The sequence below is a fragment of the Nocardia veterana NBRC 100344 genome (assembly GCF_000308855.1).
Taxonomy (GTDB): Bacteria; Actinomycetota; Actinomycetes; order Mycobacteriales; family Mycobacteriaceae; genus Nocardia; species Nocardia veterana.
The window spans coordinates 66,935-87,523 of sequence record NZ_BAGM01000092.1 but is presented as its reverse complement, the minus strand read 5'-3'; the positions used below and the strand labels follow the sequence as shown (position 1 = coordinate 87,523).

Sequence of the window (20,589 nt, the reverse complement as noted above, 5' to 3'; positions counted from 1 at the left end):
CGGTGGCGCGGGTGCGCCCGCGGCCGGTGGCTTCCGGGGTCGTCCCGGTGGCGGCGGTCGTCCCGGTGGCGGCGGCGGTCGTGGCGGTGCCGCGGGTGCCTTCGGTCGTCCCGGTGGTGCGCCGCGCAAGGGCCGCAAGTCGAAGCGGGCGAAACGCGCCGAATACGAGAACATGCAGGCACCGTCGGTCGGCGGTGTGCGGCTGCCGCGCGGCAACGGCGAGATCATCCGACTCGCTCGCGGCGCGTCGCTGTCCGATTTCGCCGAGAAGATCAACGCCAACCCGGCCTCGCTGGTGCAGGTGCTGTTCAACCTCGGTGAGATGGTCACCGCGACCCAGTCGGTCAACGACGAGATCTTCGAGCTGCTCGGCGGCGAGATGAACTACGTGGTCCACGTGGTCTCGCCGGAGGACGAGGATCGCGAGCTGCTGGAGAGCTTCGACCTCAGCTACGGCGAGGACGAGGGCGACGAGTCCGACCTCGAGGTCCGCCCGCCGGTGGTGACCGTCATGGGTCACGTCGACCACGGTAAGACCCGACTGCTGGACACCATCCGCAAGACCAACGTCCGCGAGGGCGAGGCCGGCGGTATCACCCAGCACATCGGCGCCTACCAGGTGCAGGCCGAGGTCGGTGACGAAGAGCGGCTGATCACCTTCATCGACACCCCGGGTCACGAGGCGTTCACCGCCATGCGTGCCCGCGGTGCGAAGGCCACCGACATCGCGGTGCTGGTCGTCGCCGCCGACGACGGCGTGATGCCGCAGACGGTGGAGGCGATCAACCACGCGCAGGCGGCCGACGTGCCGATCGTGGTCGCGGTCAACAAGATCGACAAGGAAGGCGCGAACCCGGAGAAGATCCGGCAGCAGCTGACCGAGTACAACCTGGTGGCCGAGGAGTACGGCGGCGACACCATGTTCGTCGACATCTCCGCGCGGCAGGCGATCAATATCGACAAGCTGCTCGAGGCGATCATCCTGACCGCCGACGCGGCGCTGGACCTGCGGGCCAACCCGGATATGGACGCCCAGGGTGTCGCCATCGAGGCGCACCTGGATCGCGGCCGCGGTCCGGTGGCGACCGTGCTGGTGCAGCGCGGCACGCTGCGGGTCGGCGATTCGATCGTCGCGGGCGACGCCTACGGCCGCGTCCGCCGCATGGTGGACGAGCACGGCGAGGACGTCGAAGAGGCGCTGCCGTCGCGTCCGGTGCAGGTCATCGGCTTCACCTCGGTGCCCGGCGCAGGTGACAACCTGCTGGTCGTCGAGGAGGACCGGATCGCCCGGCAGATCGCCGACCGGCGCAACGCGCGCAAGCGCAACGCTCTGGCCGCGCGTAGCCGCAAGCGGATCAGCCTGGAAGATCTGGATGCCGCTCTGAAGGAGACCTCGGAGCTCAACCTGATCCTCAAGGGCGACAACTCCGGTACGGTCGAGGCCCTGGAAGAGGCGCTGCTCGGCATCGAGATCAGCGACGAGGTCCGGCTGCGGGTCATCGACCGCGGTGTCGGTGGTGTCACCGAGACCAACGTCAACCTGGCGTCGGCGTCGAACGCGATCATCATCGGGTTCAACGTCCGGGCCGAGGGCAAGGCCACCGAACTCGCCAACCGCGAGGGCGTGGACATTCGCTACTACTCGGTGATCTACCAGGCCATCGACGAGATCGAGAAGGCCCTCAAGGGCATGCTCAAGCCGATCTACGAAGAGGCCGAGCTGGGTCGCGCCGAGATCCGCGCGGTGTTCCGCTCCTCGAAGTTCGGCAATATCGCCGGCTGCATGATCACCTCCGGGTCGGTCAAGCGCAACGCCAAGGCCCGTCTGCTGCGTGACAGCGTCGTGATCGCCGATACGACGATCCAGTCGCTGCGTCGCGAGAAGGACGATGTCACCGAGGTTCGCGAGGGCTTCGAGTGCGGTATGACGTTGGGCTACAACGACATCAAGGAAGGCGACATCATCGAGGCCTACGAGCTTCGGGAGAAGCCGCGCGACTGAGTTCGACGACGAGCGAGCGTCACATCCGGGATCGGACGTGACGCTCGCTCGGTCGGCGTGTCGTGACAAGCGAAGAGGTGAGCCCTTGTTCGTCGGAGCACTGGAGTTCGACATCCTGCTCGGCGATGTGCACTCGTTGAAACAGAAGCGCTCGGTGATCCGCCCGGTCCTGGCCGAACTCCAACGGTTCGGGGTCAGCGCCGCGGAGGCCGGCGATCATGATCGACACCGCCGCTCCCGGCTGGGCGTCGCGCTGGTCAGCTCCGACATGGGACATCTCACAGCGGTGCTGGACAAGTGTGAACGCCACGTGGCGGCCCGTCCGGAGTTACAGTTGCTGGCAGTACGCCGCCGCATCTTCGGACCCGAAGACTGAACGACATGTGGTGCCGTTGCCGACGCGGCGGCGGTATCGAAGAAAGTGAGGAGGGCCCGCCATGGTGGATCAGGCCAGGGCACGCCGACTCGCGAAGCGGATCGTCTCCATCGTCGGTACGGCGATCGAATACGAGATCAAGGATCCGCGGCTGCGTTTCGTCACCGTCACCGACGCGAAGGTGACCGGTGACCTGCGGGAAGCGACCGTCTACTACACGGTGATGGGTGAAAACCTTTCCACCGAACCGGATTTCGCGGGTGCCGCCGCCGGACTGGAGAAGGCCAAGGGTGTGTTGCGGTCCAAGGTCGGCGCCGCCACCGGGATCAAATTCACCCCGTCGCTGAGTTTCGTGCTCGACACCGTGCCGGATGCGGCACGCGAGATGGAGCAGTTGCTGGCGAAGGCCCGCGCCGCGGACGAGAAGGTGGCGCAGGTCGCGGCGAATGCGACGCATGCCGGCGACGCCGATCCCTACAAACCCGACCCCGACGAGGAAGACTGACCGCTACGGCGGTCGATGCGGCGGACGGCCGGGCCCACCAGGGTGCTCCGGTCCGATCGCCGGAGAATCGAGCCTGGAAATGACAGCTGTGACGTCGTCGGCGGATCCGGCCGCGGCGGTCGAGGTCCTGACGGCCGCCCGATCGGTGACCGTGCTGTGCCATGTGCAGCCGGACGCCGACACCGTCGGCAGCGGGCTGGCCCTGGCCCTGGTGCTGCACCGCCGCGGCGTCCCGGTCCAGGTCTCGTTCGCCGAACCGGCCGAACTGCCGGCGTCGATGCGCTCGCTGCCGGGCGTGCACCATCTGGTGCCCGCCGATCGGGTGGCGGAGCGGGTCGACCTGCTGGTCACCGTGGATTGTGGAAGCGTCGGCCGCCTCGGCGCGCTGGCGGACCGGATCGACGGTGCCGCAACAACTTTGGTGATCGATCACCATCGCTCCAACACTCGGTTCGGCACGGTGAACCTGATCGACGAGACGGCCGAGTCCACCACCAGCGTGCTGGCGCGGCTCTTCGACGCCTGGGGTGAGGAGATCGATCGCGATATCGCGCACTGCCTGTTCGCGGGTCTGGTGACCGATACCGGCTGTTTCCGCTGGGGCGGCCCGGGCACCCATCTGCTAGCTGATCGTTTGCTCGCCACCGGGATCGACGGTGCGGGGATCACTCGCACGCTGATGGACACGCATCCGTTCGGCTGGTTGCCGATGCTGTCGCGAGTGCTCGGTTCGGCGCGGCTGGACCCGCAGGCCGCGGGTGGCGCGGGCCTGGTCTATGCCTTCGTCCGCAGCGAGGACGCCGACGGATTGCGTTCGGAGGAAGTCGAAAGCGTCATCGACGTGGTCCGCACGACGGCCGAAGCCGATGTGGCGGCGGTGTTCAAACAGTCGCGATCGGACGCCGGCTGCTGGACGGTATCGCTGCGCTCGCGCGACAGCGGCGTCGGCACCGGTGATGCCATCGACGTCGCACAGGTCGCGACCCGGCTGGGCGGTGGCGGTCACCGCTACGCCGCCGGGTACACCACGCACGGTGCCCCGGAGGACCTGGTCGCGGATCTGCTCGCCGAGTTGACCCCGGGCCGGGAGCACTGAATATGGGTGATGCGGGCCGGATCTCGGTATGCGTGCGCGCACATCGAGTGAATCGGTGGGTCCTGCGCGCCTCCGCGATCCCGTACGTCGGCGTCGACGGCGCCGATCCGGTCCGGTTGCGGTGGGGTGCGGTGCACACGTTCGACGCACTCGATCCCGGTCGCCATCGCATCGAGTTCACCCTGCGCTACCGCGGGTTCGCTCGACCGGCGACCCGGTCGGCGGTGGAGGTCGAGCTGGCGGCCGGGGAGCATGCGGCCTTCCGGGTCGACAACGGACCGCTGAATCAGGATCCCTTCGTATTCCGTCGCGCCGACGGTGCGGGCGGGAACTGAGCCGTGTCCGGGGCAGGTTCGGAAGCCGACGTCGCGGCGGGGGACAGCAGAGCGGACCGGGAGGCGGCGCGTGCCACCGGCCCCCGCCGCATCCTCGGGATCGCGGTACCCACGCTGGGAGTGCTTGTCGCCGAACCGATCTACCTGCTGTTCGATATGGCGGTGGTGGGCCGGCTCGGGGCGCTGGCGTTGGCGGGACTCGCCGTCGGTGGCCTGATACTCGGCCAGGTCGGTACCCAGCTGACCTTCCTCAGCTACGGGACCACCGCGCGTTCCGCGCGTCGGCACGGCGCCGGGGACGAACGCGGCGCCGTGGCCGAAGGGGTGCAGGCCAGCTGGCTGGCCGTCGCTGTCGGGCTGGTGATCGTGGTGGTCCTGCAGGTGTTCGCGCGTCCCGTCGTCGACGTGATCGCGGGTGGTGCCGATATCGCGGACGAGGCGTTGCGCTGGTTGCGGATCGCGCTGTTCGGGGTGCCGCTGATCCTGCTCACGATGGCGGGCAACGGATGGCTGCGCGGAGTGCAGCGCACCCGTCGTCCGCTGGCGTATGTGGTTGCGGGACTTGTGGTCTCGGCGCTGCTGTGCCCACTGCTGGTGCACGGGCTGGCGGGGGCCCCGCGGCTGGAGTTGGCGGGTTCGGCCGTGGCGAATGTCGCCGGGCAGGTCGTGTCGGCGGGGTTGTTCGTCGCTGCCCTGGTGCGGCAGCGGGTTCCGCTGCGTCCGCATCCCGGGGTGATGCGGGCGCAGCTCGTGCTCGGCCGGGATCTGATCGTGCGGAGCCTGGCGTTCCAAACCTGTTTCGTCTCGGCCGGTGCGGTTGCCGCTCGGTTCGGCGCCGCCTCGGTGGCCGCGCATCAGCTCGTGCTACAGCTGTGGAACTTCCTGTCGTTGACCTTGGATTCGCTGGCGATCGCCGCACAGACGCTGGTCGGCGCGGCATTGGGATCCGGCGACGCCTCGGGTGCGCGTGGGCTGGCCCGGCGGATTACGCTGTGGTCCACCGTCTTCGCGGTGGCGCTCGCGGTGATCTTCGCCGCCGGATACGCCGCCGTGCCGCAGCTGTTCACCGACGATCCCGCGGTACTCGACCGGGTGCATGTCATCTGGTGGTTCTTCGTTCCGCTGATTCCCGCGGCCGGGGTGGTGTTCGCGCTCGACGGGGTGCTGCTGGGTGCGGGCGATGCCTCGTACCTCCGCACCACCACGATGGCCGCGGCGCTGGTCGGATTCCTGCCCGCGATTTGGCTGTCGCTGTCGTTCGACTGGGGTGTCGCGGGCATCTGGTCCGGATTGAGTGCGTTCATTCTGCTGCGCCTGGCCGCGGTGAGCGGGCGCGCACTGTCCGGACGCTGGGCGCGGGTCGGGAGCGAGATTCCCCGCTCGTCGTGAGCGACCGCATGAGTCGCAGAGCTCGGCGGCTCACGACCTGCGGCGGTGCGGCGGATCACGGACTAGGGGACCGCGGGTGGAGGCCGGGTGTGCCGGCACCCACAAGATCATGGGATGGTGGAACGGTGATTCCGAAGTTGATGGCGGTGAGCGATATCCATGTCGGTCATCAGGGGAACAAGCCGGTGGTCGAGCAGATCCGCGCGGATTCGCCCGAGGACTGGCTGATCGTCGCCGGTGACGTCGGGGAGAAGACCGACGACATCCGCTGGGCGTTGCGCACGCTGCGTGAGCGCTTCGCCAAGGTGATCTGGGTTCCCGGCAACCACGAGCTGTGGACCACGACCAAGGACCCCGTGCAGATCAAGGGCGCGCCGCGCTACGACTATCTGGTCTCGATGTGCCGCGATCTGGACGTGGTGACGCCGGAGGACGACTTCCCGGTGTGGGAGGGCGCGGGCGCGGAACAGTACGGGGGCCGGGTGACGATCGCGCCGCTGTTCATCCTCTATGACTATTCGTGGATGCCCGAGGAGGCCGGGACGAAGGCCGAGGCCCTGACCATCGCCCGGGATCGCAATGTGGTCGCGACCGACGAATTCCTGTTGGCCAGCGACCCGTATGTGACCCGCGATGCCTGGTGCCGGGCTCGGGTCCAGTACACCCGCCGGCGGCTCGACGCGCTCGCGGAGGGAACGCCGCTCGTCCTGATCAACCATTTCCCGATGGTGCGCGAGCCCACCCGGATGCTGTTCTATCCGGAATTCTCGTTGTGGTGCGGCACCGAGGAGACCGCCGACTGGCATACCCGCTACAACGTGGTGTGCTCGGTGTACGGCCATCTGCACATTCCGCGCACCACGTTCTACGACGGCGTGCGCTTCGAGGAGGTATCGCTGGGCTATCCCCGCGAATGGCAGCGCCGTGGCCTCCCGGACCGGCTCCTGCGCCAGATCCTGCCCGCCCCCGAGTACGGCCCGAACGATCTGAACGAGTGGGGCGGCCACTTCAAGATCACTCCGGAGATGCGCGCGGCCGCGGCGGAAATGCGCCGCCTCGCCGACCGCCGCCGCGGCGTGAACTGATATCGCGGGACTGACCGCACGGGTTGGATGGCGCCGCATACCGGACGGTCGACAAATCCGGCGCGTCGGGCGCGAAACGGTCACCGCCGCAGGCGATCTGGCACACTGGCTGATGACGCACGGGCTCGAACCGGCGCTCCGCACCAGGATGCAGGGTCGACGAGCCCGGCGGCGATGACCGGCCTGCCACACGGAGTATGGGATGAGCGAGCTCGGCCCGATATGGAGAGCAGCCGAATCGCTACCCAGGGACGTACATCCCGGCATTCTTCGCGCGAACATTCTCGCTCGGCGGCTCGAGGCCGTGGTGATGCGTATCGGTCACGAGATATCCGAGAACGTCTACCGCAAAGCGCGAGACGAGCTGCTGCACGGCAATCGGAATTTCCTTGCTACGGACGCTGAGATCGCTGCCATGCTGAAGCGCGGCCCGGTCGGCAGAAGTGCCCCGACGGCGAGTCCGGCGCTCCGGAATCAGGATATCGGCCTACCGGACAGTCCCCGAGAAATGTACCGGGCATGGTCTGGATTGTCGAAATCGGAAAAGGATGATTTGTACCGCGCCGACCCGTTCATCGGAAATCGGGACGGCATTCCGCACGCGGAACGCGACCACTACAACCGTACGACGCTCGAGTCCCTGTGGAATCGAGCGAGGGAACGGGGCGACCACGAGCGGGCGGAAAACTATCGAGAAATAGCGGGGATGCTGGCCACGGCCGAGCGTGGCGACTCCGGCATCTATCTCTCGCATATCGATGACAACTGGCATTTCGCCTTTTCCCTCGACAACCCGGATCTGGCCGATCACGCCGCGGTCCTGCTCAATCCGGCTGGGACGAAATTCCCGGTGGGCTATGCCGAACAGACGTTGCACCAGGTACGAGACGCCGCTCTCGCGGTCGATCCGAGCGCCCGCACGTCGGTCACACTGTGGGGTGGGTACGACAATCCGCGCTCGACGGTCCAGTCGATATTTCCACAGTTCGCCGCCGATGGTGCCGCCGCCGCCCGGCGGTTTCACGAGGGGCTGCGCATCACCCACGAGGGGGGTGGTGCGCATACCAGCACCATCGGCCATTCCTACGGTGGCGTCCTGGCGGGTCATGCGGCCGGTCGAGGAGGTGCGCTGGCGACCGACGAACTGGTACTGGTCGGCAGTTGGGGTACGGGTGCCGATCACGTCACCGATTTGCGTCTCGCCGGCATCGCTCCCGAGCGCAACGCCGAACACGTGTACGCCACCATGGCACCGCACGATCATGTTCAGCTGATGCCCAGGACTCACGGCACGGCTCCGACCGAACCGGATTTCGGCGCAACCACCTTCACCTCCAGTTCGGCGCCCGGCAGCGTGACGTGGAATGCCGAAGAACACCAGGCAACCCATTACCTGGATTCCGCCAATCCGGCATCGGAAAATATCGGTCTCATCGTCACCGGTCGCGGCGATATGGTGACGTGAACCCCGAGCAGAACGGATATCGACCGGCGTGAACGACGAACCTGCGAGCCACGGATCGGAAGCGGGCGGAGCTGCGACCGAGCCGGCGCGGCGGCTGTTCAGGTACCTCGAGCGCACGCTGATCGCCCTTCCGATCGATGTTCGGCTCGCGCTCAGCCATCCGAGGATTCCGGGCGCGCGTTTTCACGGGGGTGTATTACTGCCCTGCGTGGACGGCCGTGCCGACACCGTGTTCTTCGATATCGCTTACTGGATCATCGGCGTCCCGGCCGACCGCCTCGACTGGACCTTCGATCTGATCGTGCGAGGGTGGTCCGAGGCCGGGTGGCCGGTCGACGTCGGTCGCCTGTCCCGGCCACGGGCGGCGTTCGCGCGGACGTCGGACGGCTTCGGGCTCGCCGTCCGGCAGAGCGTCGACGGTGATCTCAGCCTGGCGGGATCGACTCCGCCCTTCTTCCCCGGGACCGGCGTGGAATTCGCCTTTCCGGAGACGATCGTCCATCCCGGCGCCGGGATGGACGAGCCGTACAGCGTGTCGTCTGCGGATGCTCCGGCCGAGGCGCCGACCCCATGGACACGGCCGGAATCGCCGTAGCGGTCGCCGTTCGATTCACCACGAGCGCCGGTATGCGCCCCGATAGTCCAGGCAGGCGGCGCCGGGGCGGGCGGTGCGGTGTGGTTCGGTGTGCTCGCGGTAGATCCGCAGGCCCTCGCGAATTCTCCATGCGGCCCGTTCCAGCTGATCGGGGGTCAGCGCCTTGTCGAACGCCGCCGCGTCGAGGAGTTGGGCGCGGACCTGTTCCAGGTGCAGTCGTGCGTACTCCAGCGGGGTGAGCTCCATGGGCGGGAGACTACTCCACTTCGAACATACTTTCGATACCTGCCGCCGGATGTGGTGTGCTGCCGCCTGCGGGACTCAGCGGAAGCGATACACCATGGTCAGGCTCGTCGTGCCGACCCGGTTGACGACCTGCGAGCCGGCGACGATGTCGAAACCCAGTCGCTCGTACAGGCGCAGTGCCGGATTGGATTGCCGCACACTGAGACTCACCGCGTCGTAGCGCTCCCGGGCCTCGGTCAGCAGGCGCCGCAGCAGGGCGGTTCCGAGTCCGGTGCCGCGCAGCCGTGGCGCCACCCCGATCGCGAGTTCGGGTACGGCGTCGTCGAGATAGCCGTAGCCGGGGTTGTCGGCGGGAAACAGTCGCAGCCATGCGGCACCCGCGCCACCGTCCGGCCCGCCGACGATCCCGAGATCACCGTTGCGGCCCCATCCCTCGACGTAGCGAGCCAATTCGGGCAGCGCGCGCAGTTCGTCCGGAGTGGTCATGTTCTGCTCGGCCGCATGCGCCGCTTCGAACAGCATCGCCCACAGCAGCGGCTCGTCGGCGGGCGTGGCGGTGGCGAGCCGATGGGACATGCCGCGCGACTCTACGGGCTTCGTCGGCCACGATCCATCGGGCTATCCCGGTGCCGGTCACGGCTTCCCCGGAGCTGGCCGCGTCCGGACCGTGCCCGCACCGCTAGGCTCGTAGCGCAGGCAGGCTCGACTCAGGAGGCGGTCATCGAGGAACAGGCGCGCGTCATCGGCAGCATTCTGCCCGCGGGAGTGGCCGCGGCGGAGCTGTTGCGGTATCCGGAGGATCTGAAACCGCATCCCGGTGAGGAACATCTGATCGCGCAGTCGGTCGAGAAGCGCCGGCGCGACTTCATCGGCGCCCGGCACTGCGCGCGGCTGGCGCTCGCGCAGCTCGGTGAGCCACCGGCCGCGATCGGCAAGGGTGAGCGGGGTATGCCGCTGTTCCCGCGCGGCGTGGTCGGCAGCCTCACCCATTGCGACGGCTACCGGGCGGCGGTGCTGGCGCACCGGCTGCGCTGGCGCTCGGTGGGCATCGACGCCGAACCGCACGACACCCTGCCCGAGGGTGTCCTGGACTCGGTCAGCCTGCCCGCCGAACGCGAGTGGCTGCGGGGTGCGATCCCCGCCACCGGGCTGCACCTGGACCGCTTGCTGTTCTGCGCCAAGGAGGCCACCTACAAGGCGTGGTTCCCGCTGACGCTGCGCTGGCTCGGATTCGAGGACGCGCACATCACTTTCACACTCGACGAGTCCGGTACCGCGGGCACCTTCCACAGCGCACTGCTGGTCCCGGGGCAGACCGTCGACGGTGGGGCGCCGCTGACCTCGTTCGACGGCCGGTGGACGATTACCGACGGGCTGATCCTGACCGCGATCGTGGCGGGCTGATGGGCGACAACGCACCGGCCGTCGACGCCCTCGGCGGGCTGCTCGTGATCGACAAGGACGGCGGGCAGACCAGTCACGACGTGGTGGCGAAATGCCGGAAGATTCTGCGCACCAGGAAGATCGGGCACGCCGGCACCCTGGACCCGATGGCCACCGGGGTGCTGGTGCTCGGCGTCGAGCGGGCCACCAAACTGCTCGGCCTGCTGAGCCTGACGACCAAGTCCTACACCGCGACGATCCGGCTCGGGCAGGCCACGGTCACCGACGACGCCGAGGGGGAGGTGCTGGCCACCATCCCCGCCGACCGGATCGCCGATACCGATATCGCCGCCGGGGTGGCCGATCTCACCGGCGAGATCGATCAGGTCCCCTCGACGGTCAGCGCGATCAAGGTGAACGGGGAACGCGCGTACGCCCGAGCCCGGGCGGGGGAGCAGGTGGAACTGGCGGCCCGGCGGGTCACGGTGAGCCGGTTCGAGATCCTCGCTCGCCGCGATATCGATACCGGGGCAACCACATTCGTCGATCTGGACGTCGAGGTCGATTGTTCGTCGGGCACCTATATCCGGGCACTGGCCCGCGATCTCGGTACCGCGCTGGGGGTCGGCGGCCATCTGACCGCACTGCGCCGCACCCGGGTCGGCCCGTTCACGCTCGAGCACGCCCGCACCCTGGCGCAGCTCGCCGACGACCCCGGGGTGGACCTCGATATCGATGCCGCTGTGCGGCTGGCCTTTCCGCAGCGCGAGATCGATGCGAACCAGGCCGAATCGCTGCGCGACGGGCGGTGGCTGGATCCGGTCGGCGTGCGCGGCGTGCATGCGGCCACGACCGCCGAGGGCCGCACCATCGCCCTGCTGGAGGAGAAGGGTAGGCGCTCCTCACCGGTTTTCGTCGTGCGCCCGCGCGGGCTCGTCGACTGATCCGGGACTATCCGTCGTCGCGCAGCTGATCGCCGAGCCGCTGCACCGCGTCGCGCATATGCCCGACGAGTAGTTCGCGCACGTCGCGTGGTGGACCCGCGGCGATCGCCTCGCGCAAGGCGACGTGCTCGCGGACCTGGTCGTCGAGGTCGGTGTAGGTCGTCTGCAGCGCGCCCAGGCACATCCGCGTCTCGATCAGCAATGTCCGCGCCGCGCGGACCAGGCGTGGGCTGTCGGCGCTGGCCACCAGTGCCTGGTGGAAGGCGTGGTCGGCGTCGGTGACCCCGGTGGCGTCGCCCCGATCGGCGCAGGCCCGCATCTGTTCGATGCTGGGTTCCAGTGCGGCGTAGGCGATCTCGCGGCGACCGTCCAGGATGAGATCCAACGCGCCACCCTCGATCGCGGTGCGCGCCCGGTAGATGTCCACGATGTCGGCCAGACTGAGTTCGATGACGAAGATGCCGCGGTGGCGCACGCTGTGCAGCAGACCTTCGGAGACCAAGCGCTGCATGGCTTCTCGGACGGGTCCGCGGGACACGTCGAATTGCGCGGCCAGATCGGCCTCGACGAGCTGGGTGCCCGGTGCCAGCGTGCCGTGCACGATCGCCGCCCGCAGCCGGTCGGCGATCATTTCCGCCGTGGACTGCCGGTTCACGGGTTCGAACTCAATCACCGACATGAATCGGCCTTTCCGAGAAGAGCGTTCCGAGTCCCGGCCCGGACGGGGACGGTTGGACGGGTAGGCCCGCCAGTCGCAGCCCGTGCCAGACGGTGACCTGGTTCGCGGTGAGCACCGGCTTGCCGAGCGCTGATTCCAGCTCCGGCAGCAGTTGTATCGTATGCATCGCGGTGTCGGGAATCAGCAGCGCCTCGGCCTCCGGGTGATCGTTGGCCGTCGCCAGTGCCAGCACCTGGTGGGGTGTGAGTGTGCCCACCTCGGCGGCGGTATCGATGCCGGCGCTGGTCATGGAGACCACTCGGATGTCGGCGGCGGCGAGGAAATCGACGAACAGCGCCGCGACCTCGTCCGGATAGCTGGCGCACACCGCAACGCTGCGGACGTCGAGCGCCCGCACCGCCGCCACGAACGCGAAACTGGTACTCGACGCCGGGACCCCGCACATCCGGGCGAGGCCGTCCGATTGTTCCCGCGCTCCCTGCGGTCCGTAGACGAAACTGCCGGAGGTGCAGGCCCACACCACCGCCAGCGGGTCGAAGGGCGCCAGCAATCGCGCGCCCCGGCGCAATTTGTCCGGACTACCGAGCTCGAGCAGTTCGGGGACGGCGTGCAGGTCGGTGCCGTAGATGTGGGCGACGCGCAGGTCGACCCCGAGTCGCCCTGCGGCCCAGTCGTATTCGTCCTCGGCGGCGTGATCGGGATAGATGAACCCGACCGTCGGTGTCCGTTCCACAGCGCCTCCTAGAAAACGTTCTGTAGCCACTTGCCGGGTCCCATCATCGGCAGCTTCATCCGGCCCAGACAGGCCCACATGGTCAGCTGATTGGCCGTCAGCACCGGTTTGCCGAGCAGTTCTTCCAGCGGTGCGACCAGGTCGTAGGTGGGGAGGTTGGTGCAGCTGACGAAGATGGCCTCCGCGTCGGGATCATCGGCGGCCATGATGCGCTCGGCGATCGTCCGGTAGCCGACCTTCCAGATTCCGCCGCCGAGTCCCAGGTGGTCGGAACGCAGGACCTCGCATCCAGCCTCCCGCAGGAAGTCGTGCAGCTTCCCGGTCAGGATCTCGTCGTAGGGGGTGATGACCGACAGACGCCTCAGGCCCAGTGTGTGCACGGCTTCGATCAACGCTCCGGAGGTGGTCACCGCATCGCGGGCGCCGGCTCGGCAGATGGTGTCGCGCAGCGATCGTTCGTAGGCCAGCCCCTTGATGAAGCTGCCGGAGGTGCACAGATAGGCGATCACCTCCGGCTCCACGTGCAGGACGTTACGGGTGGCGGCGGTGAGATGTGCTGCGTCGGAGACCAATTCGGCCATCTCGAGGGAGACCGGCACCGGTTCGTACGGGGTGCGCGCCAGATGCAGGCTGACTTCCAGCGGCGCCCACCGCCACAGTTCCCGCTCCAGCGCCAGATCGAACGGCGCGATGATTCCGATACCCCGTTGCGCGACCGGACCGTCCAGCTCGGGAAAATTCAGTTCCACGAGGGCCCCTCTCGCGTTCGGGCGACAAACCTCCGCACACAATCGGATTGTTGACAAGCATACGATGGGTTTTTAGCCTGTCAATATGAACGCGGGCCCAGTTGTCACCGTCCTGTGCGACGGCGTCGAGCCCGACGCGGAACACCTGCGTCCGGTGGTGGAACAGGCCGACGTTCGCTGTGTCGACGGGGCCGGCCTCGCCGACGCACTCCCCGGCACCGACATCCTGTTCGTCTCCGACTTCCGGAGCACGGCGCTTCCGGGAGTGTGGCATCGCGCCGATCGCATCCGGTGGGTACACGTCGGGGCCACCGGCGTCGACGCCGTGATGTTCGACGAGCTGATCGACAGCGAGGTGGTGGTCACCAACACCCGCGGGCTGTTCGATCAGCCCATCGCGGAATACGTTCTCGCGCAGATCCTCAACTTCGCCAAGGACGTGCCGGAATCGCTGCGATTGCAGCAACGGCACGAGTGGCGGCACCGGGAGTCCGAACGGATCACGGGGGCCACCGTCCTGGTGGTCGGGACCGGCTCGATCGGGCGGGCCATCGCCCGGCTGTTGCGCGCGGTCGGCATGCGGGTGCGCGCGGTCGGGCGCACCGCCCGCGTCGGCGACCCCGATTTCGGTGTGGTGGCAACGGATTTGCATGCCGAACTGCCCGCGGCGGACTACGTCGTCTGCGTGACCCCGTTGACTCCGCAGACTCGGCACCTGTTCGATGCCGGTGCCTTCGCCGCGATGAAACCGCATGCGCGTTTCGTCAACGTCGGGCGTGGGGAATCGGTGGTCACCGACGATCTCGTCGCGGCGCTGCGCGGCGGCGCGCTGGCCGGTGCGGCCCTCGACGTGGTCGATCCGGAACCGCTGCCGGTCGGCCATCCGCTGTGGGATCTGCCGAATGTCGTTGTCACCCCGCACAACAGCGGTGACTTCGTCGGTTGGCGAGCTGAGATCGTGGCCGCGTTCGCCGACAATTTCCAGCGGTGGGCCAGCGGCCGGCCCTTATCGAATGTGGTCGACAAGAAGCTGGGCTACGTGCCGAGCTGAAGGGAGTCACGATGGCCCACACCGAGATCGGGACCGACCCCGCGGCGATGACCGCGGCCGAGTTGGCCGCCGCCTATTCGGCCGGGGCCCTGTCTCCCGTCGAGGCGACCAGAGCGGCGCTGGACGCGATCGCGGCCCGCGACGATGTCCTGAACGCGTTCTGCCTGGTCGATCCGGAGCGTGCCATGGTGCAGGCGAAGGAGTCCGAGGCGCGCTGGCACAGCGGGCATGCGCAGGGCCTGCTCGACGGCGTGCCGATTTCGATCAAGGACGTCTTTCTCACCGAGGGCTGGCCGACCCTGCGCGGCTCGACCTCGATCCGGCGCGATGTCCGGTGGCCGATCGACAGCCCCGCCACCGCGCGATTGCGCGAGGACGGGCTGGTCTTCCTGGGCAAGACCACCACGCCGGAGCTGGCGTGGAAGGCCACCACCGACAGCGCGCTGTCCGGTATCACCCGCAACCCGGTGGATCCCGGCAAGACCTGCGGCGGCTCCTCCGGTGGTTCGGCAGCGGCCGTGGCGGCGGGGATGGGGCCGGTGTCGATCGGCACCGACGGCGGGGGCAGCGTGCGCATCCCCGCCTCGTTCTGCGGCGTCGTCGGGTTCAAGCCCACCCATGGCCGCATCCCGCTCTATCCGGCCAGTCCGTTCGGGCCGTTGGCGCATGCCGGACCGATCGCGCGCACCGTCGAGGACGTGGCGCTGCTGATGGACATCCTCTCGCTGCCGGATCACCGCGATCCCACCGCGGCCGCGCCGCCGCTGCTGACGTTCCGCGGTGAACTGCAGCGCGAGGTGCGCGGTGCGACGGTCGGCTATTCGGCGAATCTCGGTTTCGCACAGGTGGATCCGGAGGTCGCGGCGGTGGTCGCGGCAGCCGTGCGGGCGCTCGACGAGGCCGGTCTGCGGGTTGTCGAGGCCGATCCCGGCTTCGCCGATCCGCGCGACGCCTTCGAGACGATGTGGGCGGCGGGTGCGGCGGCCATGCTCTCGACCTTCCCGGCCGGCACCCGGGATCGGGTCGATCCGGGTCTCGGCGCCATGTGGGATCGCGGCCGCTCGCTGGGCGCGGTCGATTATCTCGCCGCCCGCGCGGTCGCCGCGGAGGTCGGCATCGCCATGGGCGCCTTCCATACCGCCCACGACGTCCTGATCACGCCGACGATGCCGATCACCGCCTTCGACGCGGGATGTGATGTGCCACCGGGCAGTTCGATGGACAGCTGGCCGCAGTGGACGCCGTTCACCTATCCGTTCAATCTCACCCAGCAGCCCGCGATCAGCATTCCCGCCGGGCGCACCGCGGCGGGGATGCCGGTGGGGTTGCAGATCGTGGGGCCGCGCCACTCCGACGATTTCGTCCTGGCACTGGCCCGTTTCGCCGAAGCCGTGCTGAGCTGACTCGCGGGCCGCGCCGGCACTCGCGGCGCGGCCGGCCCGGAACGAAGGTCCGGGCCGGCCGTGTGTTCGCGTTGCCGAGTTAGTCCGAAGCCCGGGTGAAGGACAGGGTTTCGCCTTCCACGCCGCGCAGCCACAGCGCGTTGCAGGCGGTGGCCAACTCGGGCAGGCCCTGCTCGATGGTCGCGAAGACATTGCCCGGAACCCAGCCCATATCACCGTTGAGCAGCAGGTTGTTGCGGTCGTAGAACAGTGCCAGGTCGGTGGCGCCCTGCGCGGCGTGCGCGGCCGAACCCGGTTCGTAACCGTAGGCCGGATTGCCGATCTCCCACGGTTCGAAGTCGAACAGGCAGACGTCACCGGGAATCGGTGTGACGGTGGGGTTTTCGCGATGCGGCGCCGCGGTGATGCGCGGCACCAGGGTGTACACCTCGTTGCGCGCGTACTTGGCGTGGAACGCGTCACCCTCCTGCGGCAGCGCGTCCCAGACCGCCGCGCAGGTCCGCGGCGCCTGCTCGTCGAGCAATCGCGCGCGGGCGCGCACGCCGGCCTTGGTGAGGGTGATGGTGAGATATCGGGTCATCGAGAGTCCCCTGTCCGTTGGGTGTCGCCGACGTGGTCACATCTCGTCCAGAACTCCGTTCCAGATGGCCAGCGCCTCGTCGATCTGTTCGGCGGTCACGATCAGCGGTGGAATCATGCGCACCACGTTGCTGTAGGCCCCGCAGGTCAGCAGGAGCAGACCGCGCTGGACCGCCAGCTGCTGGGCCGCTGCCGCGGCCGCGGTATCGGGTTCGCCGGTGGCCGTGGTGAATTCGCAGCCGACGAGCAGGCCCAGACCGCGCACGTCACCGATCGCCTTGGTGGCACCGGCCCGAGCGCCGGCCAGTAGCTGCTCGCCACGCGCCGCGGCGTTGTCCACCAGCCCCTCGGATTCGATCACATCGATCGTGGCCACCGCGGCCGCACAGGCCACGGCATTCCCGCCGTAAGTGCCGCCCTGCGAGCCCGGCCACGCCGCGGCCATCAGGTCCTGCGGGGCCGCGATGCCGGACAGCGGGAAACCGCTGGCCAGCCCCTTGGCGATGGTGATGACATCGGGCCGCACATCGAAGTGCTGGTGCCCGAAGAACTTTCCGGTGCGGCCGAAGCCGGTCTGGATCTCATCGCAGATCAGCAGAATGCCGTGCCGATCCGCACGTTCGCGCAGTCCCTGGAAGAACCGGGTGTTGCCGGGAATGTAGCCACCTTCGCCGAGGACCGGCTCGACGACGAACGCGGCCGTCTCCGCGGGGGCGGTGAGCGTGGCGAGGATGTAGTCGAGTTCGCGCAGCGCGAAGTCGGTGGCCTCCTCCTCCGACCAGCCGTACCGGTACGCGGTCGGGAACGGTGCCACGTGCACGCCACCCATCAACGGGCTGAACCCGGCCGAGAACCGGGTGCCCGAGGTGGTCATGGTCGCGGCGGCCACCGTGCGACCGTGGAATCCGCCGTGGAACACCACCACGTTCGGGCGGCCGGTGGCCTGCCGTGCCAGCCGCAGCGCCGCCTCCACGGCCTCGCTGCCGGAGTTGGCGAAGAACACCGAATCCAGATGGGCGGGAAGGACATCGGCGAGCCGCTCGGTCAGCCGCAGCAGCGGGCGGTGCATGACCGTCGTGTACTGGCCGTGGATGAGACTGCCGATCTGTTCACGCGCGGCCGCGACCACCCGTGGATGGCAGTGTCCCGTGCTGGTGACGCCGATCCCGGCGGTGAAATCGAGATAGCGGCGTCCATCGGTGCCGTAGAGGTAGCAGCCCTCGCCGTGGTCGACCGTGACGGGCGTGGCCTGGCGGAGAACGGGGGAAAGTGCAGTCATGGTGATCCGCCTCCCGGGCGACGGGAAATCCGTGCCGCAACGGCCGGACTTATTGTCGGATTGTTGACAATGTGTATAACATGGCCGCGGCGGTGACGGCAACGGCGGCGCCGATCCGAAATGGTGCGAGCTGAGGAGCGAGCGATGACGCACACCGTGGCGGAGGCGGACGCGGCGACGGTCGCGGCGATCGACAGTGTTCCGACCGATCTGTTCATCGGGGGGCGGTGGCGCGCGGCAGCCGAGCGGTTCGCGGTGACGGACCCGGCGACCGGCCGGACGCTGACCACCGTCGCCGATGCGAGCCCCGAGGACGGCGTGGCGGCGCTGACGGCCGCCGCGGACGCCCAGGCCGCGTGGGCGGAGGTCCCGCCCCGCGCCCGGTCGGAAATCCTGATGCGGGCGCATCGGGCCCTCATCGACGACACCGACCGGCTCGCCCGCATCGCGACCGCCGAGATGGGCAAGCCGCTGGCCGAGGCGCGCGGTGAGGTCGCCTACGCCGCGGAGTTCTTTCGCTGGTTCGCCGAGGAGGCGGTGCGTCTCGACGGTGGTTATCTGCCCGCCCCGACGGGTGGGTCGCGCTTCGTGGTGGCCCGGCGGCCGGTGGGGCCGAGTGTCCTGATCACCCCGTGGAACTTCCCGATGGCGATGGCCACCCGCAAGATCGGCCCCGCCTTGGCCGCGGGTTGCACCTGCGTGGTGAAGCCCGCCGAGCAGACGCCGCTGTGCACGCTCGCGATCGCCGAACTGCTCGCCGCCGCAGGGGTTCCCGACGGGGTGGTCAACGTGGTGACCACGTCCGATCCGGCGGCCGTGACCGCCGCCGTCATCGCCGACCCGCGGTCGCGGAAACTGTCGTTCACCGGATCGACGGCGGTCGGGAAACTGCTGCTCGAGCAGTGTGCGAAAACAGTGATGCGCACATCGATGGAACTGGGCGGCAACGCCCCGCTGATCGTGTTCGACGACGCCGATCCCGACACCGCCGTCGAGGGCGCGCTCGCGGCCAAGATGCGCAACATCGGTCAGGCCTGCACCGCGGCGAACCGGATCTACCTGCAGCGCGGCATCGCCGACGAATTCACCCGCCGCTTCACCGAGCGGATGGCGGCGCTGCCGATGGGACCCGGCACCGAGCCGGGAGTGGTGGTCGGCCCGCTGATCGATGCGGCCGCGGTGACGAAGGTGTCCGAGCTGGTCGCCGATGCCCGTGATCGTGGCGCCACGGTTCTGCTCGGCGGCTCTCCGGCGGCCGGCCCCGGGCACTTCTATCCGCCCACCGTCCTGACCGGCGTTCCGGACAATGCCGCGATGTTCGGCACCGAAATCTTCGGGCCCGTCGCGGGTTTGGCCGTCTTCGACACCGAGGCCGAGGTTATCGAACGCGCCAACGACACGCCCTACGGCCTGGTGTCGTATGTGTTCACCGACAATTTGCGGCGCGGATTGCGGGTGAGCGAGGCACTCGACACCGGAATGGTCGGGCTCAATCAGGGCGTGGTGTCGAATCCCGCGGCGCCGTTCGGCGGCGTGAAGGAATCGGGCCTCGGCCGCGAGGGCGGTTTCGCCGGCATCGACGAGTTCCTGGAAACCAAGTACATCGGTGTGGCACTGTGATGCCGAGGTATCGCATAGCCACGATTCCCGGCGACGGGATCGGCGTGGACGTGACGGTGGAGGCCGTCAAAGTACTGAACGCGGTGCTCCCGGATATCGCGTGGACCGAATTCGACTGGTCGTGCGAGCAGTATCTGCGCACCGGCGCCATGATGCCGGAGGACGGTCCCCGGCAGCTGGCCGATTTCGACGCGATTCTGCTCGGCGCGGTGGGATTTCCCGGTGTGGCCGACCATATTTCGCTGTGGGGCCTGCTGATTCCGCTACGCCGGGCGTTCGGTCAGTACGTGAATCTTCGACCGGTGCGACTGCTGCCCGGTACCGAATCCGCGCTGCGCGGACGCACCGCCGATGATCTCGACATTCTCATCGTCCGCGAGAATTCCGAAGGCGAATATTCCGCCATCGGCGGTACCCACAATCCCGGGCGGCCGGACGAATTCGTGGTCCAGGAGTCGATATTCACCCGCACCGGCTGTGAGCGGATCATCCGGTATGCGTTCGAACAGGCGCGCGGGCGTGACCGCAAACTCTGTTCGGCCACCAAATCGAACGGCCTGATCCACTCGATGCCGTACTGGGACAGCATCTTCGAACGAATCGCGGCGGAATATCCGGAGGTCGAGACCCGGCAGATGCACGTCGACGCGCTGGCCGCCGAAATCGTGCTGCATCCGGATCGGCTGGATGTGATCGTCGGCTCGAACCTGTTCGGCGACATCCTCTCCGACCTCGCGGCCGCGGTCACCGGTGGCCTCGGGCTGGCGCCGTCCGGGAATATCAACCCCGCTCGCGACGCGCCCTCGATGTTCGAGGCGGTGCACGGAAGCGCGCCCGATATCGCGGGCCGCGGGATCGCCGATCCGGTGGCGCAGATCCTCGCCGGTGCGATGATGCTCGCGCATCTGGGCGAATCCGCGGCGGCCGCGGCGGTCGATCGCGCGGTCTGCGACGTACTGGCCGAGGGGGCGGTGCGCACGCCGGATCTGGGCGGAACCGCGACCACGGCCGAACTCGGCACCGCGATCGCCGAGCGGGCCGCGGCACTGGTCACGCGCTGAGCGGGCACCCGGCC

General features: G+C 68.6%; 22 protein-coding genes. 15 read left to right on the top strand and 7 right to left on the bottom strand.

What is annotated here, in order from left to right:
- The 9 genes from infB to ON37_RS16195 all read left to right on the top strand — a co-directional run.
- The coding region (gene infB / locus ON37_RS16235; protein ID WP_083893041.1) for a translation initiation factor IF-2 at positions 1-2,002 on the top strand (2,002 nt) is incomplete at its 5' end.
- An 85-nt stretch (positions 2,003-2,087) separates the two neighbouring features.
- The gene (locus tag ON37_RS16230; protein WP_040720385.1) at positions 2,088-2,378 is read left to right on the top strand and encodes a DUF503 domain-containing protein; all 291 of its coding nucleotides are present in this window, start codon (positions 2,088-2,090) and stop codon (positions 2,376-2,378) included.
- 61 nt (positions 2,379-2,439) lie between these two features.
- Complete coding sequence (gene rbfA / locus ON37_RS16225) at positions 2,440-2,883, top strand: 30S ribosome-binding factor RbfA (protein WP_040720384.1); 444 nt, start codon at positions 2,440-2,442, stop codon at positions 2,881-2,883.
- A gap of 79 nt (positions 2,884-2,962) precedes the next feature.
- On the top strand, positions 2,963-3,979 hold the full coding sequence (locus tag ON37_RS16220) for a DHH family phosphoesterase (protein ID WP_040720383.1): 1,017 nt from the start codon (positions 2,963-2,965) through the stop codon (positions 3,977-3,979).
- 2 nt (positions 3,980-3,981) lie between these two features.
- Positions 3,982-4,314, top strand: a complete 333-nt coding sequence (locus ON37_RS31000; protein ID WP_051031653.1) for a hypothetical protein — start codon at positions 3,982-3,984, stop codon at positions 4,312-4,314.
- Between the two features lie 90 nt (positions 4,315-4,404).
- Complete coding sequence (locus tag ON37_RS16210; RefSeq protein ID WP_051031659.1) at positions 4,405-5,703, top strand: MATE family efflux transporter; 1,299 nt, start codon at positions 4,405-4,407, stop codon at positions 5,701-5,703.
- A 125-nt stretch (positions 5,704-5,828) separates the two neighbouring features.
- Positions 5,829-6,788, top strand: a complete 960-nt coding sequence (locus tag ON37_RS16205) for a metallophosphoesterase family protein (RefSeq protein ID WP_085997311.1) — start codon at positions 5,829-5,831, stop codon at positions 6,786-6,788.
- Between the two features lie 202 nt (positions 6,789-6,990).
- Positions 6,991-8,253, top strand: coding sequence for an alpha/beta hydrolase (locus ON37_RS16200; protein ID WP_083893035.1), 1,263 nt, complete (start codon positions 6,991-6,993; stop codon positions 8,251-8,253).
- Positions 8,254-8,461: 208 nt separating this feature from the next.
- A complete protein-coding gene (locus tag ON37_RS16195; RefSeq protein ID WP_157171465.1) occupies positions 8,462-8,848 on the top strand; it encodes a hypothetical protein in 387 nt (128 codons plus the stop codon).
- Between the two features lie 15 nt (positions 8,849-8,863).
- Here the strand turns inward: ON37_RS16195 and ON37_RS16190 are convergent, their stop codons facing one another.
- Positions 8,864-9,094 (bottom strand): DUF6374 family protein, encoded by a 231-nt coding sequence (locus tag ON37_RS16190; protein WP_040720377.1) that lies wholly within the window; start codon positions 9,092-9,094, stop codon positions 8,864-8,866.
- Between the two features lie 75 nt (positions 9,095-9,169).
- On the bottom strand, positions 9,170-9,670 hold the full coding sequence (locus ON37_RS16185; RefSeq protein ID WP_040720376.1) for a GNAT family N-acetyltransferase: 501 nt from the start codon (positions 9,668-9,670) through the stop codon (positions 9,170-9,172).
- A gap of 189 nt (positions 9,671-9,859) precedes the next feature.
- Here ON37_RS16185 and npt point away from each other — a divergent pair, with 189 nt between their 5' ends.
- Positions 9,860-10,498, top strand: coding sequence for a 4'-phosphopantetheinyl transferase Npt (gene npt, locus ON37_RS16180; protein WP_281004686.1), 639 nt, complete (start codon positions 9,860-9,862; stop codon positions 10,496-10,498).
- The gene (gene truB / locus ON37_RS16175) at positions 10,498-11,421 is read left to right on the top strand and encodes a tRNA pseudouridine(55) synthase TruB (RefSeq protein WP_040720374.1); all 924 of its coding nucleotides are present in this window, start codon (positions 10,498-10,500) and stop codon (positions 11,419-11,421) included. The genes npt and truB overlap by 1 nt, the downstream gene beginning before the upstream one ends.
- Before the next feature lie 7 nt (positions 11,422-11,428).
- On the opposite strand, the gene ON37_RS16170 is transcribed toward truB, so the two are convergent.
- Genes ON37_RS16170 through ON37_RS16160 form a run of 3 tightly spaced genes read right to left on the bottom strand, consistent with a single transcriptional unit; the run spans position 11,429 to position 13,582 of the window.
- On the bottom strand, positions 11,429-12,100 hold the full coding sequence (locus tag ON37_RS16170) for a GntR family transcriptional regulator (RefSeq protein ID WP_040720373.1): 672 nt from the start codon (positions 12,098-12,100) through the stop codon (positions 11,429-11,431).
- Positions 12,087-12,833: a maleate cis-trans isomerase family protein gene (locus tag ON37_RS16165; RefSeq protein WP_040720418.1), complete on the bottom strand. Its 747-nt coding sequence runs from the start codon at positions 12,831-12,833 to the stop codon at positions 12,087-12,089. The genes ON37_RS16170 and ON37_RS16165 overlap by 14 nt, the downstream gene beginning before the upstream one ends.
- Before the next feature lie 8 nt (positions 12,834-12,841).
- Positions 12,842-13,582 carry a maleate cis-trans isomerase family protein gene (locus ON37_RS16160; protein ID WP_040720372.1) on the bottom strand — a complete coding sequence of 247 codons (741 nt, stop codon included), beginning with the start codon at positions 13,580-13,582 and terminating at the stop codon, positions 12,842-12,844.
- 85 nt (positions 13,583-13,667) lie between these two features.
- Between ON37_RS16160 and ON37_RS16155 the strand changes: the two genes are divergently transcribed.
- Positions 13,668-14,633: a D-2-hydroxyacid dehydrogenase gene (locus ON37_RS16155; RefSeq protein ID WP_040720371.1), complete on the top strand. Its 966-nt coding sequence runs from the start codon at positions 13,668-13,670 to the stop codon at positions 14,631-14,633.
- An 11-nt stretch (positions 14,634-14,644) separates the two neighbouring features.
- A complete protein-coding gene (locus ON37_RS16150; RefSeq protein ID WP_245553221.1) occupies positions 14,645-16,036 on the top strand; it encodes an amidase in 1,392 nt (463 codons plus the stop codon).
- A 79-nt stretch (positions 16,037-16,115) separates the two neighbouring features.
- Here the strand turns inward: ON37_RS16150 and ON37_RS16145 are convergent, their stop codons facing one another.
- Together ON37_RS16145 and ON37_RS16140 are read right to left on the bottom strand one after the other, a co-directional pair.
- Positions 16,116-16,616 (bottom strand): DUF3830 family protein, encoded by a 501-nt coding sequence (locus ON37_RS16145; RefSeq protein WP_040720370.1) that lies wholly within the window; start codon positions 16,614-16,616, stop codon positions 16,116-16,118.
- Positions 16,617-16,652: 36 nt separating this feature from the next.
- Complete coding sequence (locus tag ON37_RS16140; protein WP_040720369.1) at positions 16,653-17,894, bottom strand: aspartate aminotransferase family protein; 1,242 nt, start codon at positions 17,892-17,894, stop codon at positions 16,653-16,655.
- Positions 17,895-18,038: 144 nt separating this feature from the next.
- On the opposite strand from ON37_RS16140, the gene ON37_RS16135 reads away from it, so the two are divergent.
- Complete coding sequence (locus tag ON37_RS16135; RefSeq protein ID WP_040720368.1) at positions 18,039-19,514, top strand: NAD-dependent succinate-semialdehyde dehydrogenase; 1,476 nt, start codon at positions 18,039-18,041, stop codon at positions 19,512-19,514.
- Positions 19,514-20,575, top strand: a complete 1,062-nt coding sequence (locus ON37_RS16130; RefSeq protein ID WP_040720367.1) for a tartrate dehydrogenase — start codon at positions 19,514-19,516, stop codon at positions 20,573-20,575. Before ON37_RS16135 ends, ON37_RS16130 begins: the two co-directional genes overlap by 1 nt.
- Positions 20,576-20,589: the final 14 nt, after the last annotated feature.